General features: G+C 60.7%; 12 protein-coding genes. 10 read left to right on the forward strand and 2 right to left on the reverse strand.

What is annotated here, in order from left to right:
• From aroA to VXJ24_RS05825, 6 genes are all read left to right on the forward strand, one after another.
• A complete protein-coding gene (gene aroA / locus VXJ24_RS05800) occupies positions 1 to 1,323 on the forward strand; it encodes a 3-phosphoshikimate 1-carboxyvinyltransferase (protein WP_330971974.1) in 1,323 nt (440 codons plus the stop codon).
• On the forward strand, positions 1,324 to 2,460 hold the full coding sequence (gene aroC / locus VXJ24_RS05805) for a chorismate synthase (protein WP_330971975.1): 1,137 nt from the start codon (positions 1,324 to 1,326) through the stop codon (positions 2,458 to 2,460).
• Positions 2,461 to 2,468: 8 nt separating this feature from the next.
• On the forward strand, positions 2,469 to 3,614 hold the full coding sequence (pheA, locus tag VXJ24_RS05810; RefSeq protein ID WP_330971976.1) for a prephenate dehydratase: 1,146 nt from the start codon (positions 2,469 to 2,471) through the stop codon (positions 3,612 to 3,614).
• A gap of 7 nt (positions 3,615 to 3,621) precedes the next feature.
• Positions 3,622 to 4,899 (forward strand): shikimate kinase, encoded by a 1,278-nt coding sequence (locus VXJ24_RS05815; protein WP_330971977.1) that lies wholly within the window; start codon positions 3,622 to 3,624, stop codon positions 4,897 to 4,899.
• Positions 4,900 to 5,034: 135 nt separating this feature from the next.
• Positions 5,035 to 6,024: a type II 3-dehydroquinate dehydratase gene (locus tag VXJ24_RS05820; protein WP_330971978.1), complete on the forward strand. Its 990-nt coding sequence runs from the start codon at positions 5,035 to 5,037 to the stop codon at positions 6,022 to 6,024.
• 197 nt (positions 6,025 to 6,221) lie between these two features.
• Positions 6,222 to 6,752: a TMEM175 family protein gene (locus VXJ24_RS05825; protein WP_330971979.1), complete on the forward strand. Its 531-nt coding sequence runs from the start codon at positions 6,222 to 6,224 to the stop codon at positions 6,750 to 6,752.
• 61 nt (positions 6,753 to 6,813) lie between these two features.
• Here VXJ24_RS05825 and VXJ24_RS05830 read toward each other — a convergent pair whose 3' ends face one another.
• Complete coding sequence (locus VXJ24_RS05830) at positions 6,814 to 7,413, reverse strand: 5-formyltetrahydrofolate cyclo-ligase (protein ID WP_330971980.1); 600 nt, start codon at positions 7,411 to 7,413, stop codon at positions 6,814 to 6,816.
• A gap of 170 nt (positions 7,414 to 7,583) precedes the next feature.
• Between VXJ24_RS05830 and trpS the strand changes: the two genes are divergently transcribed.
• Positions 7,584 to 8,639, forward strand: a complete 1,056-nt coding sequence (trpS, locus tag VXJ24_RS05835; RefSeq protein ID WP_330971981.1) for a tryptophan--tRNA ligase — start codon at positions 7,584 to 7,586, stop codon at positions 8,637 to 8,639.
• A gap of 94 nt (positions 8,640 to 8,733) precedes the next feature.
• Here trpS and argF read toward each other — a convergent pair whose 3' ends face one another.
• On the reverse strand, positions 8,734 to 9,738 hold the full coding sequence (argF, locus tag VXJ24_RS05840; protein WP_330971982.1) for an ornithine carbamoyltransferase: 1,005 nt from the start codon (positions 9,736 to 9,738) through the stop codon (positions 8,734 to 8,736).
• Between the two features lie 190 nt (positions 9,739 to 9,928).
• Between argF and ppk1 the strand changes: the two genes are divergently transcribed.
• The 3 genes from ppk1 to VXJ24_RS05855 all read left to right on the forward strand — a co-directional run bounded on the left by ppk1 (position 9,929) and on the right by VXJ24_RS05855 (position 14,300).
• Complete coding sequence (gene ppk1, locus VXJ24_RS05845) at positions 9,929 to 12,544, forward strand: polyphosphate kinase 1 (RefSeq protein ID WP_330971983.1); 2,616 nt, start codon at positions 9,929 to 9,931, stop codon at positions 12,542 to 12,544.
• Between the two features lie 3 nt (positions 12,545 to 12,547).
• Positions 12,548 to 13,897, forward strand: coding sequence for a 23S rRNA (uracil(1939)-C(5))-methyltransferase RlmD (rlmD, locus tag VXJ24_RS05850; protein WP_330971984.1), 1,350 nt, complete (start codon positions 12,548 to 12,550; stop codon positions 13,895 to 13,897).
• 217 nt (positions 13,898 to 14,114) lie between these two features.
• Positions 14,115 to 14,300: a ferredoxin gene (locus VXJ24_RS05855; protein ID WP_330971985.1), complete on the forward strand. Its 186-nt coding sequence runs from the start codon at positions 14,115 to 14,117 to the stop codon at positions 14,298 to 14,300.
• Positions 14,301 to 14,351: the final 51 nt, after the last annotated feature.

The raw sequence follows: 14,351 nt of genomic DNA on the forward strand, positions 1-14,351 counted from the left end.
ATGGATATGACCGTCTTCCCCCATGAGCTTGGCGGCACGGTCGAGGCCATCGCCTCGAAGTCCGTGGCACACCGCGCTCTCATCCTCGCTGCCCTCTGTCCGAGCCCGACCGATATCGTCTGCAATGCGACATCGAAGGACATCGATGCGACAGCGCGCGTGCTCACGGCCCTTGGCGCCAAGGTCATGCGCACCGAGGCAGGCTTCCATGTGGAGCCGCTCCAGGGGACCTCTGCTACAGACAATATCCGTCAGGGCAGGAAGAATGCCGTGCTGGACTGCGGAGAATCGGGCTCGACCCTGCGCTTCATGCTGCCCGTCGTCGCTGCCTTGGGATCGGGTGCGAGCTTCACAGGACAGGGACGCCTCGCCGAGCGTCCGCTCTCGCCTCTCTACGAGCTCCTCGCCGCTGGCGGCTGCACGCTCTCTCCTCAGGGGACGTTCCCTCTCACCCTTTCGGGCAAGCTCAAGGAGCGCTCGTTCCGCATTCCGGGCGACGTCTCGTCACAGTTCGTCTCAGGGCTCCTTCTGGCCTCGCCTCTCATGGCGGGACCGGTGCGCATCCTCGTAGAGGAGCCGGTCGAATCGCGTCCCTACATCAATCTCACGATCGATACGATGCAGCGCTTCGGCATCGATGTGATGAGCGCGCCTGAGACGGCAGAGGATGGGACGAGGTGCCTCGCGATCATGGCATCGCCGGCATCGACCCCTCCGACCTCACCAGGCACCTTCGTCGTCGAAGGCGACTGGTCGAATGCCGCCTTCTGGCTCTGCGCAGGAGCACTGAGCGAACACCCTGTCTCCATCACCGGCATGGATCTCGCAAGCGTCCAGGGAGACCGCAACATACTGGGCGCGCTTGCCCTCTTCGGTGCCCGGATCTCCCGCAAGGATTCCCGCGTCACGATCGTGCATGACAGGCTCGATGCCATCTCTATCGACGTGCATGACATACCGGACCTTGTGCCGGCACTTGCTGCCGTTGCCTGCTACGCGAAAGGAACGACGCACCTGACGAATGCAGGGAGGCTCCGTCTCAAGGAGTCCGACCGTCTCAAGACGTGTGCCGCCGCACTCAACGCAATGGGTGCCCAGGTCACGATCGAGGACGACTCCCTTGCAATCGAAGGCACGGGGTCGCTTTCAGGCGGCACCGTCGATGCGGCAAACGATCACCGCATCGCAATGGCGGCAGCCATTGCTGCCACGAAGGCAGACGGTCCGACCAAGATCGTCGGTGCCGAATGCGTCCAGAAATCATATCCTGCCTTCTTCGAGGACCTCTCCTCGCTCGGCGGGGTTGTCAGGAAGGAGTCCTAGATGCCATCGACCATGGGAGAGACGCTTACGGTCTCCGTCTTCGGCCAGTCCCATTCCGAAGCCATCGGCTGCGTGATCTCCGGCCTTCCTTCCGGCATCAAGATCGACATGGACGCCGTGAAGGAGTTCATGGGAAGACGTGCTCCTGGACAGGGCGCCTGGACGACGCCCCGCAAGGAGGCAGACCTGCCCGAGGTCGTCTCCGGCCTCGATGCAGAAGGCCTCACCTGCGGGACCCCTCTTGCCTGCATCATCAGGAACACGAATACCCGCTCCCAGGACTACAAGAACATCGCCCAGGTTCCGCGTCCGGGCCATTCCGATTTCTGTGCCTGGGCGAAGTGGGGCTCTGCCCACGATATCAGAGGCGGCGGCCATTTCTCGGGCAGGCTCACAGCCCCTCTCTGCTTTGCCGGCGCCATCGCGCTCCAGATCCTTTCGGAGCAGGGCGTATCCATTGCAGCGCACCTCTCGCGCATAGGAGATGCGGCCGATACGCGCTTTGCTGCCTTCGAGAACACCCCTGAATCCCGAGAGCTCCTGGCCCAGCAGATAGCCACGATACAGAGGCATGAGACGATACTTTCCGTGATCGATGCCAGTGCATCCGAAGCGATGCTTGGAGAGATCGACAAGGCAAGACGCGCCAAGGATTCCGTCGGCGGCGAGATCGAATGCGTCGCCACCGGCCTTCCCGCAGGCATCGGCTCGCCCATGTTCGACGGTATGGAGAACATCCTGGCGCGCAATATCTTCGGCATTCCCGGCGTCAAGGGCATCGAGTTCGGCCGCGGCTTCGAGATGGCACACATGCATGGCTCCGAGAACAACGATCCCTTCATCGTCAAGGATGGCGCATGCGTGCCGGCCACGAACAATGCCGGCGGCATCCTGGGCGGCATCACGACCGGAGCACCGCTCCTCTTCAGGATTGCCATGAAGCCGACCTCGAGCATCTCGCGTCCGCAGCAATCCGTCGACCTTGCCCATATGGAGCCCGCCGAGCTCGAGGTCCATGGCCGCCACGACCCCTGCATCGTCACGCGTGCCGTGCCGGTCGTCGAGGCAGTCACAGCGCTGTCTCTCCTCGATGCCTGGCTCAGCTACCCTGCCGATACCCTCTTCCAGAAGAAGTGAGGACGTCCGTGAGAGAACTTTCTGAAATCCGCGCCGATCTCGACCGCATCGATACCAGCATTCTCGGCCTCTTCCAGGAACGCATGGCGTGTGCCGACGAAGTGGCTGCCTACAAGAGCGCCCACAACCTGCCGATTCTCGACAAGACCCGTGAGCGCCAGAAGCTCGCAGCCGTCGCCGAAGCCGTGCCTGCCCAGTACCGCAACTATGCACAGGTACTCATGGGCCTTCTCATGGAGGCAGCACGCGCTCAGGAATATGACGACCTCGGTGTCATGAGCAATGTCGGCACCCGCATCTATGATGCCATCCAGCATGAGCCGAAGCTCTTCCCGCAGACCGCCTATGTAGCCTGCCAGGGCGTCGAGGGTGCCTATTCGCAGATAGCGGCAGACCGCATCTTCAAGCACCCGACGATCTCGTACTTCGACTCCTTCGACGCAGTCTTCCGTGCCGTCGAGCAGGGCTTCTGCCAGTACGGCGTGCTTCCCGTCGAGAACTCGACCGCCGGCACCGTGAATGCGGTCTACGATCTGATGATGCAGCACAACTTCTCGATCGTACGCTCGACACGCATCAAGATCGATCACAACGTGCTCGCAAAGCATGGCACCGAGCTCTCGGACATCCGGGATATCTATAGCCATGAACAGGCGATCCGCCAGTCAAGGCAGTTCCTCTCGGCACATCCCGAGATGAAGGTGCACGTCGTCGAGAACACGGCAATGGCAGCAAAGATGGTCGCAGAGAGCGACCGCACCGATGTCGCTGCCCTTTCGAGCCGTGCCTGCGCCGAGCTCTATGGCCTCGATATCCTCGCCCGTTCCGTCCAGGACACCGGCAACAACTTCACGCGCTTTGCCTGCATCGCAAAGGACCTCACAATCTACCCGGGAGCCGACCGCTCCTCCCTCATGCTGATCGTGAACCACGAGCCGGGAGCCCTCTACAAGGTGCTCTCCCGCTTCTATGCCCTCGATATCAACCTCGTGAAGCTCGAGAGCCGCCCGCTTCCGAACCGCGACTTCGAGTTCATGTTCTACTTCGATATCGAATGCCCTGTCGAAGCCCCCGAATTTGCGACCCTCATCAATTCGCTCGGCGACATCTGCGAGGAATACCGCTACCTCGGCAGCTACCGCGAGATCGTTTAGGAGTTCCATGGATACGAATGCCCACCGCTTCGGCCTTCTTGGCAGGAAGCTCGGCCATAGCTACTCGGCCCTCATCCACAAGGAGCTGGGAAGCGCACCGTACGATCTGATCGAGCTCGAGCCCGAAGAGGTAGAGCCATTCGTGCGCGAGGGCTCCTGGCAGGGCCTGAACGTCACGATTCCCTACAAGAGGGATGCTGCACGTCTGGCAGATGTGCGCTCAGAGCGCGTAGAGCGCCTCGGCGTCTCGAACACGCTCGTGAAGCGCGCCGATGGCTCGATCTTCGCAGAGAACACGGATGTCCTGGGCTTTGCGTATCTCCTCGAGCGCTTCTCGAGAGAGGAGCTGGGGGCAGCATCTGCCAAGGACGCGCTCTCCGGCAAGCCTGTGCTCGTGCTCGGAAGCGGCGGCGCCAGCCAGGCCGTGCAGGCAGCTCTCAGAGATGCCGAAGCCGAAGTCTCTGTCATCTCCCGCAAGGGAGACGACACCTACGAGACGCTTCTCGAGCGCCACGCCGATGCCTCCCTCATCGTCAATACCACGCCTGTCGGCATGTATCCTTCCTGCCCTGCAACGCCAGTGGATGAGGAGACGCTAGCGAAGCTGTCCCGCCTCGAAGGCGTCCTCGATGTGGTCTACAACCCCAGGCGTACCGGCATCTGCCTTGCTGCAGAGAAGCTCGGGCTCCCGTCTGCTTCAGGCCTTTCCATGCTTGTCGCCCAGGCCTACTTTGCAAGCGAGCTCTTCCAGGGCAAGGATATCCCCGAGGAGGCCATTGCGAAGATCGAGCAGGACATCCTGGCCACGACAGACAATCTTGTCCTCATCGGCATGCCAGGATCTGGCAAGACGACGACCGGCAAGCACCTGGCGCACGTGCTCCACCGCCCCTTCATCGATATGGACGATGCCTACCAGATGGAATATGGCAGATCTGCCGCAGAAGCGATCACGGAAGACGGCGAGAAGGCCTTCCGGCAGCAGGAGAGCGCCCTTCTTGCAAAGACTGCCTCGCGTTCGGGCCTTGTGATCTCCTGTGGCGGAGGCGTCGTCACGGTTCCTCAGAACTACCCGCTCCTCCACCAGAACTCCTTCATCATCATGCTCGACCGTCCCATCGAGACGCTCGAGACGAAGGGACGCCCGCTCTCCCAGAGCAAAGGCCTGGAGAAGCTCGCCGAGGAGCGTCTGCCGCTCTACCGTGCCTGGGCAGACCTCGTGCTTCCCTGCACCGGGACGCCGAAGGGCGATGCGGCGGCAATCATTGCGCGCCTGGGGCTGTAGGTCCGAACGAAAGCTGAATGATTCATGCCGTTTGCAGACCCCTCGGCCCGTCCGCCGCTGGCCTCTTCCATTGGGGCGTCGAACTCCATAGACTGAGAACGGCAAACTACTTGTTTCTAATTACGAAGGCACTTCATGGATGAACGAAATACGGCCGAACTTGTGCTTTCTGCAGTAGGCGGAAAGCAGAACGTGCTTGAGAACACAATATGCATGACAAGGTTGCGGATTAAGGTGGAGAACCCCGATCTCATCGACCGGGAGAAGCTGACGTCCATCGCAAGCGTTCTCGGCATGACCAAGAGAGGCTCGAATGGCATCGAGGTCGTGTTCGGCCCGAATGTAATCGACGATATCTACCAGTCGTTCCAGCAGCTCTGCGATATCTCGCAGGATATGGAGCCTGAGAGCCAGCCTGCAAAGGCAGCTCCGGTCGTGCCGCCCGAGCGCAGGCGTTCCTACAGCATCCAGGTCAAGGCCAACTCTGAGCGCTCCCGCTCAGACATGGAATCCGAAGATCTCGACATGCTTCGCTCGATGTTCCCAGACAGCTCCTCTCCCAAGAGCGTTCCCCAGAAGGAAGTACCGAACGTCTCACGAGGCCCGAAGCTTGCGCCCTCTGCTCATGCAGATGAAAAGCAGTCAGCTGCTGGGAAGGATGCTCCCCACAAGCGCCGCCTTCTTGTCATCAACGGCCCGAACATCAACATGCTCGGCATCCGCGAGCCGGAGCTCTATGGCACCGAGGACTTCGGGGCGCTTCTCGTCCTCTGCCAGAAGACCGCGAAGGAGGCAGGCTTTGATGACTGCTTCTGCTTCCAGTCGAACCACGAGGGAGACATCGTCGATGAGATCCAGGATGCCTGGCAGGTATTCGACGGCCTTGTGATCAATCCGGGCGCCTATACGCACACGTCTGTCGCAATCCTCGACACCATCAAGGCCATCCAGATTCCGACCATCGAGGTCCACATCTCGAAGGTGAACGAGCGCGAATCCTTCCGCCAGATCTCCTATGTGCGCGAGGCAGCGTTCGAGACCATCATGGGCATGGGCATCCAGGGCTACCGCAAGGCCATCCTCGATATGCGCGACTACCTCGACAGGCAGGAGCAGGAAGCCTAGCTGTCATCTGCAGAGCACAAGTTCAGAAAAGCCGCCTTCTGGGCGGCTTTCTTTATTGGCAGCACATCTTCATGGCTCCTGCCAGCATGCACTGCGTGCATGCTGATTTGCTGAGCCTCCCATCTGAAGCCTGTCCCATGAGGCAGAGGCTTGTCTCGAAGAGAACATCCAGCCAGATCGTCTCGGAAGGACAGACCATGAGCAAGGAACGGCTTGCAGCATTCGCTGATGCCATCCTCGCTCTCATCATGACCATACTCGTGCTTGCTCTCGATGCACCGAAAGAGCCCACGCTCGAGGGCTTCTGGGACCTCCACATGAGCTGTTTCTCCTATGCCCTTTCCTTCTTCTGGCTGGGCTCGCTCTGGATGGGACTCAGCGAGGTTTGGGACACGGCCGGGCGCATAGACAGCGCGTGTGTCCTGTGGACGCTCGTGCTGCTTTTCTTCGCCTCTCTCATCCCCTACACGACCGACCTCGTCAGCAGGCATTTCGGCAATCGCATCATGCAGTGCGCCTATGGCCTTGTGGTCCTTGTCATGACCGGTGCAAACTGGATGCTCCATCGGACCCTCGAGAAGCCGAATGCCGATGTCGAGGCGCTCCTCGCTTCTTCCCGCAGCTACCGCCATCTTCTCAGCCCCGACATCGCAATCAAGCTTGTCGACCTGGCTGCATCTGCAGCCATCTGGCCGCCTGCCATGATGTACGGCGTGCTTGCCGCTTGAGCCTATTCCTTCTTCATGCGCCGGAAGGCGATCAGGACAGCCTGAGCTATGGATTTAGGCCCTACCGGTAGCTGATGCGGAAGCAGCCCATATCGGTGACAAGCGTATCCACATGGATATCGTGGGCACCACGAGGCAGAGGATTCGAGCTCACCTGCATGGAGCGGACAAGGCCAAGCTTCTCCCCCATATAGAAAGCAAGGAAGCGGTCGTAGTAGCCAGCACCATAGCCGATACGATAGCCTTCTCCGTCAAAGACAAGGCCCGGCACAAGGCAGACGGACCCCTTGCACATGGCAGGCTTGACAAGACGCTCTTCATCCGGCACGGGCTCCAGGATTCCGAGAGTTCCTGGCACGAGCTCTTCGAGAGATCCTATCTCGAAGAATTCCATCTTCCTGCCTGGCAGGCACTTCGGCACGGCAACCCGTTTCCCTGCAGCGAGCGCATCTTCGATGATACGGTGCGTATCGATTTCGTCTGCAAACGAGACATAGGAAAGGACGAGGTCGGCTGCTTCATACTCGGGCAGCGCCTCCACTGCCTCGCGGATGAGGTCGTCGGCATTCCTGCGTACGACCGAGGATGTGGCACGCCGCATGATCAGATACTGCTGGCGGATGGCGGTCTTGTCTGCATCGAAGCCACATGAACTAGGCATGCAACCGTCTCCTCCCGATCGTGGTTCCGGAACGCAGACAATTCCGGCACCTTCTCTTCCTGCCTTCGGCTAAGCCGTCACGAACGTCTGCTACCATTGTAGTCCGTGCGTAAATTCCGTTGGATATACATATCCAACCGTAACACAAGCTTGAACGAGGAGATGCCATTATGCCAAACGAAGGCAGCTACGAAGCGGCGCTTGAGCGCTCCAACAAGATCCAGACGGACATCGAGTCCGGCAAGACCGAAGGCTATACCATGCTCACGGGCGACCGTCCGACCGGACGTCTGCACCTCGGCCACTATTTCGGCACGATCCGCGAGCGCGTGCGCCTGCAGAACCTCGGCGTCAAGACGAACATCGTGATTGCCGACTACCAGGTCATCACCGACCGCGACACGACCGAGCATATCCGCGACAATGTATACAACATGGTCATGGACTATCTCGCCTGCGGCATCGACCCCGAAAAGACCATGATCTTCACCCACTCGGCCGTCCCTGCCGAGAACCAGCTCATGCTGCCCTTCCTCTCGCTTGTCTCCAAGTCGGAGCTCGAGCGCAACCCGACCGTCAAGGCCGAGCAGGAGGCATCGGGCCATACGCTCACCGGCCTTCTTCTGACCTACCCGGTCCACCAGGCCTGCGACATCCTCTTCTGCAAGGGCAACATCGTGCCCGTGGGCCGCGACCAGCTGCCGCACATCGAGATCACGGACAAGATCGGCCGCCGCTTCAACGAGCGCTTCAACGCGAAGGTCTTCCCGGAGGTAGCAGGACTCCTCACCTCGACGCCGCTTCTTCCCGGCCTTGATGGCCGCAAGATGAGCAAGTCCTACGGCAACGCTATCTCTCTGTGCATGACCGAGGAGGAGACAGCGAAGCTCATCAAGAAGTCGAAGACAGACTCCGAGCGAAACATCACGTTTGACCCCGAGAACAGGCCGGGCGTCTCGGCGCTCCTGACGACGGCAGGCATCTGCACGGGCCGCGACCCCAAGGAGATTGCAGACGAGATCGGCATGGGCGGCGCAGGCCAGCTCAAGCGATACACGACCGAGGCTGTGAACACCTACTTCGCCCCGATCCGCGAGAAGCGCCACAAGTACGAGAATGACCTCCCCTACATCCAGGATGTGCTGCATGAGGGGAACCGCAAGGCACAGGAAGTGGCCGAGAAGACCTTGGAAGAGGTCCGCGAGGCTATGGGCATGGTGTACTAGCACCTGAAGGAAAGATAGATATTCAAGACGAAGCGGAGCCTCTGCAACCTGCAGGGGCTCCGCTTCCTGTCAATGCTCTCTGAGACGTACAGGATTACTCGGGGTCCTTGAGCGTTGCATACATGACGGCCTTGATCGTATGCATGCGGTTCTCTGCCTCGTCGAAGACGCGCGAACGCGGGCCCTCGAAGACGTCGTTTGTGACCTCAAGCTCGGGCAGGCCATACTTCTCGAAGATCTTCTCTCCGATTGTGGTCTTCCGGTCATGGAAGCTCGGCAGGCAGTGCATGAAGATCGCATCGGGGGCTGCGGCCTCGAACATCTTCTCGTTCACCTGGTAGGGACGCATGAGCTCGATCCTCTTGCCCCAGAGCTCGTCGGGCTCGCCCATGGAGACCCAGATGTCCGTATAGATGACAGAAGCATCCTTTGCACCTTCTGCGACATCGGACGTGAAGGTGAGATGAGCGCCTGTCTCGGCGGCAATCTTCTCGCAGGTAGCGACAAGACCCTCTTCCGGCATGTTCTCCTTCGGTCCGCAGGCACAGAAGTCGATGCCGAGCTTTGCGCAGACGACCATGAGGGAGTTGGCGACGTTGTTCCTGGCATCGCCCATGAACGTGAGCTTGCGTCCATGCAGGTCGCGTCCGAACTCCTCACGCATCGTGAGGATGTCTGCAATCATCTGCGTCGGGTGGAACTCGGTCGTGAGGCCATTCCAGACAGGGACGCCCGCATACTTGGCGAGGGTCTCGACGCGCTCCTGCGCGAATCCGCGGTACTCGATACCGTCAAACATGCGGCCCAAGACCCGGGCCGTATCCTCGATGGACTCCTTCTTGCCCATCTGCGAGGTGCCGGGATCGAGATAGGTGACATTCATGCCGAGATCGTGGCCGCCGACCTCGAACGAGCAGCGTGTGCGCGTCGATGTCTTCTCGAAGAGGAGCACGATGTTCTTGCCCTCGAGGTAGCGGTGCGGCTCCCCTGCATGCTTCTTGCGCTTGAGCTCTGCCGAGAGATCGAGGAGATACTCGATCTCTTCAGGAGTGAAATCGAGAAGCTTCAGAAAGCTCCTGCCGCTGAGGTTCACGCTCATGTATTTGCCTCCGACTCGTCATATGGCCTGCAGTGTGGATTAAGCGTAGCGCATGCAGACGTCGAACATGTTTCGGGCATACGATATCGGCGTAACCATCAGGCTTTACATTCAGCTGAGATGCCAGCTGCTAGAATATATCTGCTACCTCTTTTACATATCTCTGCCCCTTCGAAAGGAAGGCAAGATCATGGTTACAGCAGATGCAGGCAACGCTGCCAATCAGGACGCCGCGACGAAGGCCGTGCCCGACGCTGCACCTGAAACGGATTCCGTCAGCACCGATCTCGAGCACCGCGCTGCCAAGTTCGCCGACAACGAGACCGAGATCGACGGCGAAGGCAAGCGCAAGCGCGACTACTCCTACACGCAGAACCGCGAGGTGAGCTGGCTGCGCTTCGACAACCGCGTCCTCGATGAGGCCTTCGACCCATCCGTGCCGCTCTTCGAGCGCTTCAAGTTCGTCTCGATCTTCTCCTCGAACCTCGACGAGTGGTTCATGATCCGTGTCGGCGGCTTGACGGACCTCTCGGCTTTGAAGAAGCAGCCATCCGACAACAAGAGCAACATGACGCCCTCCGAGCAGCTGGCCACGCTGCTCTCGCTTCTGCCCGAGTATCTCGAGAAGCATGACCGTGCCTTCGAGGAGCTCGAGGAGGCGCTGGCAGCCCATGGCCTCATCCATGTGTCTGCCCAGGACCTGACCGACGCCGACATGGTGTCTCTTCACAAGAGCTTCGAGACGCAGGTCGCCCCCGTCATCTCGCCTCTGGTCATAGATCCGAGGCACCCGTTCCCGAACCTCAGGAACGGCGTCCTCTATGTCCTCACCTCGCTTGACGGCCCGGAGGAGTCCGGCGTCCTCGGCATGATCGAGGTGCCGCCTTCGCTCGACCGCATCGTGATGCTTCCGGGCGATGACCGCCATATGCGCTATGTCCTGCTCGAGGACCTCATCATCCAGGAGCTCGGCAGCTGCTTCGGCTCCTATGTGCCGGCGGGCGCCGCCACGATCCGCGTCACCAGGAACGCCGACATCGATCCTGACGGCGAGGGCGTCGAGGAAGAGGAGGACTACCGCCTCCACATGAAGAAGGTGCTGAAGAAGCGCATGCGCCTTCAGCCGATCCGCCTCGAAGTCGAGGGCACGCTCTCCAAGAACCATGAGAAGCTCATCCGCAAGGAGCTTGGCCTCACACCCGAGCGCGTCTTCCATGTGCGCTCCTCGCTCGACCAGGGCTACATCTTCGCGCTCGAGGACATGATCCCGAAGTCCGAGCGTGCACAGCTCCTCTACAGCCCGTTCGAGCCGCAGCTGTCGCCGATGGTGAAGAAGGGCGTCCCGATGAGGGAGCAGATCGAGGACCACGACGTCCTGCTCTTCTATCCGTATGAGTCGATGGATCCGCTTCTCGACCTTCTGCGCGAGGCATCGACCGATGACTCCTGCATCACGATCAAGATCACGCTCTACCGTGTCGCGAAGCACTCCCGCCTCTGCGAGAGCCTCATCGCTGCTGCCGAGAATGGAAAGGATGTCACGGTCTTGATGGAGCTCCGCGCCCGCTTCGACGAGGCGAACAACATCGCCTGGGCAGAGCGCCTCGAAGATGCCGGCTGCACCGTCATCTATGGCCAGGAGGGCTACAAGGTCCATTCGAAGATCTGCCAGATCACCTACCACGACGGCGGCAAGTTCACGCGCATCACGTGCCTTGGCACCGGCAACTTCAATGAGAAGACCGCACGTCTCTACTCCGACTTCATGCTCATGACGGCACATCCGGGCATCGGCGAGGACGGCAACGCCTTCTTCAGGAACCTCTCGCTCGGAAACCTTGCCGGCCGCTACAAGTATCTTCGTGTCGCCCCGATCGGGCTCAAGCCCCAGATCATGGGCGGCCTCGACCGCGAGATTGCACGTGCCCGCGCAGGCGAGCCTGCCCAGGCCTTCCTCAAGATGAACTCGCTCACCGACCGTGACGTGATCGACAAGATCTCCGAGGCCTGCGAGGCAGGCGTCCGTGTCATCCTGATCGTCCGCGGCATCTGCTGCATCAAGGCAAACGTGCCCGGCAAGACCGATGGCCTCATCGTCCACCAGATCGTCGGCCGCTTCCTCGAGCATGCCCGTGTCTACGCCTTCGGCGCCAAGATCGACACGGTCTACCTCTCGAGTGCCGACATGATGACAAGAAACACGGAGCGCCGCGTCGAGATTGCCTACCCGGTGAAGGACCCTGTCTGCCGCCAGCTTGTGATCAAGTACATGAACCTGCAGCTTGCCGACAATGTGAAGGCACGCCAACTAACCGTGGATGGCACCTGGGAGCCGATTCCGAGGGCAGAGGGCGAAGCTGCCATCAACAGTCAGGATGAGCTCATGAAGCTTGCCTGGAGACGTTCGCATCCCGGCCTCGAATCCACGCCGGTACCTGAGATTCCGACCCTGCTCGAGCCGTTCGTGTCTGATGCAGACGCAAAGCTCGCTGCCGAAGAAGAGGCGCGCGAGGAGGCAGAGGCAGCAGCACCTGCACCCGCTCCGAAGCATGCTGCTCCTGCACCTGCTCCTGCAGCGGCACCCGAGCCTATCCCCACACCTGCACCGGAACCTGCACCGAAGGCCGCAGCTCCTGCAGCGGCACCAGCGGCTGCACCCAAGCCCGCTCCAGCGCCTGCAGCGGCACCTGCACCGAAGCCAGCGCCGCGCCCCTACCAGGCTCCTGCGCCTCAGCCTTCGCGCCTTGCCCGTGCAGGGCACCTCTTCGGCGAGGCCTTCAGGACCCTCTTTGGGGGTGACCGCTAGCACATGGCAGAAGCAGCATCGAAGACCATACAGCTCAAGATCGACCGGCTCACCTATGGACCGGACGCCATAGCCAGAGACGAAGATGGCCGTGCCATCTTCGTCCAGGGCGCCATTCCCGGCGATACCGTCGAGGCAGAGATCTATGAAGAAGGGCAGCGCTTCGCGAAGGCGAAGACGGTCCGTATCCTTGAGGCATCGCCTGACCGTGTGAAGGCACCCTGCCCCTTTGTCGGCATCTGCGGCGGCTGCCCCTGGGGCAATATCAGGTACGAGGCCCAGCTCGAGGCCAAAAGGGCTCATGTCGTGGATGCGCTTGTCCGCATCGGGCACATCCCCCAGGACCGAGCAGAGGAGCTTGTCCTTCCCTGCGCCGCGCCAGGAGATCCTTGGGGCTACCGCAACAAGGTCGAGCTTGCCTTTGCCCGTCAGGGCAAGCGCACCATCGTCGGCATGCATGCTCTCGATGGCTCTGTCATCAAGGTCCCGACCTGCCCGCTTCTCCAGAAGGGCTCAGAGAAGCTCGTGAAGGCAGTGTCTGGCTCTGTGACCTATCTTGCGAACTTCCACGGACTCACGTTCGACCGCATCGGCATCCGCACCTCCGCCCGCACGCATGCAACGGAGGTCGCCCTCTGGACGTCTCCTTCCGCCTTCCCGCGCGCTGCCGCCGCGAAGGTCATCACCGAAGGCGCCAAGGTCACCTCGCTCGTGCGAGTCATGTCCAAGGGACCGCAGAAGGCACGGAAGATTGCAGGTGTCGAGTGCCTGGCAGGAGATGGCTTCTGGTCTGAGCGCCTTGTCCACAACACAATGCGCATCTCAGCCCCTTCCTTCTTCCAGGTCAACACGAAGGGCGCAGAGACGCTCGTGCACACAGTCCTCGACTGGCTCGAGCCTGACGAGGACGATGAGGCGATGGATCTCTACTGCGGCGCCGGCACGTTCACATTGCCGCTTGCCGAGCGCACCTCCTTCGTCTCTGCTGTCGAGTCTTATGGCCCGGCCGTCCGCGACCTCAGCCGCAACCTCAAGGATGCCCGTCTCGAGAATGTCGATGCGATCGGCGGCGATGCAGGACGCGAGTTTCCTGATACTGACGCTGACATCATCGTCGTCGATCCGCCGCGTGCAGGACTTGCCGCAGATGTCGTTCATCAGCTCTCCGAGCAGCCGGCACGTGCCATCGCCTATGTCTCATGCGATCCGGCAACGCTTGCCCGCGATATCGCCCGCTTCGAGGATGAAGGCACGTTCGAGGCCAAGAAGATGCAGCCTGTCGATCTCTTCCCCCAGAGCTTCCACGTCGAGACCGTGACATTGCTCAAGCGTGTGCGTCCTGCCCAGCGATAGATTGTCATCCACAGCAGCAGCCTTTCTCTCTGAGCCTTCGGTCCTTTCCGGGGGGCTCAGAGAGATATTTTCGGCAGAAGATGGACGGCATTGTCCACCGACTGCCAAAAAGGTTTGCAAGACACTGGCGTTTCTGGGCAAGAAAGTGTACAAAAGGTACGTGCCTGAGCGAGGGGCTCGGGCCACCTTATGTCAGAACAAGTGAGAGGATGACATCATGAAGGCATCTGTCAGCGAAGAGTGCATCGGCTGCGGTCTCTGCGAGAGCACCTGCCCCGAGGTTTTCGCAATCGGCGACGAGGGCACCGCTGAGGCTATCGTCGACGAGGTTCCCGAGGAGAACGAGGACTCCGCACAGGAGGCGGCAGACAACTGCCCCGTCGGCGCAATTACCGTCGAGTAGCATCTGCCATATCTGGCACAGAGGGCGGGGGCTTTTGCCTCCGCCTTTTTT

It is taken from the genome of Olsenella kribbiana (genome assembly GCF_036408795.1).
GTDB classification, from domain to species: Bacteria; Actinomycetota; Coriobacteriia; order Coriobacteriales; family Atopobiaceae; genus Olsenella_L; species Olsenella_L kribbiana.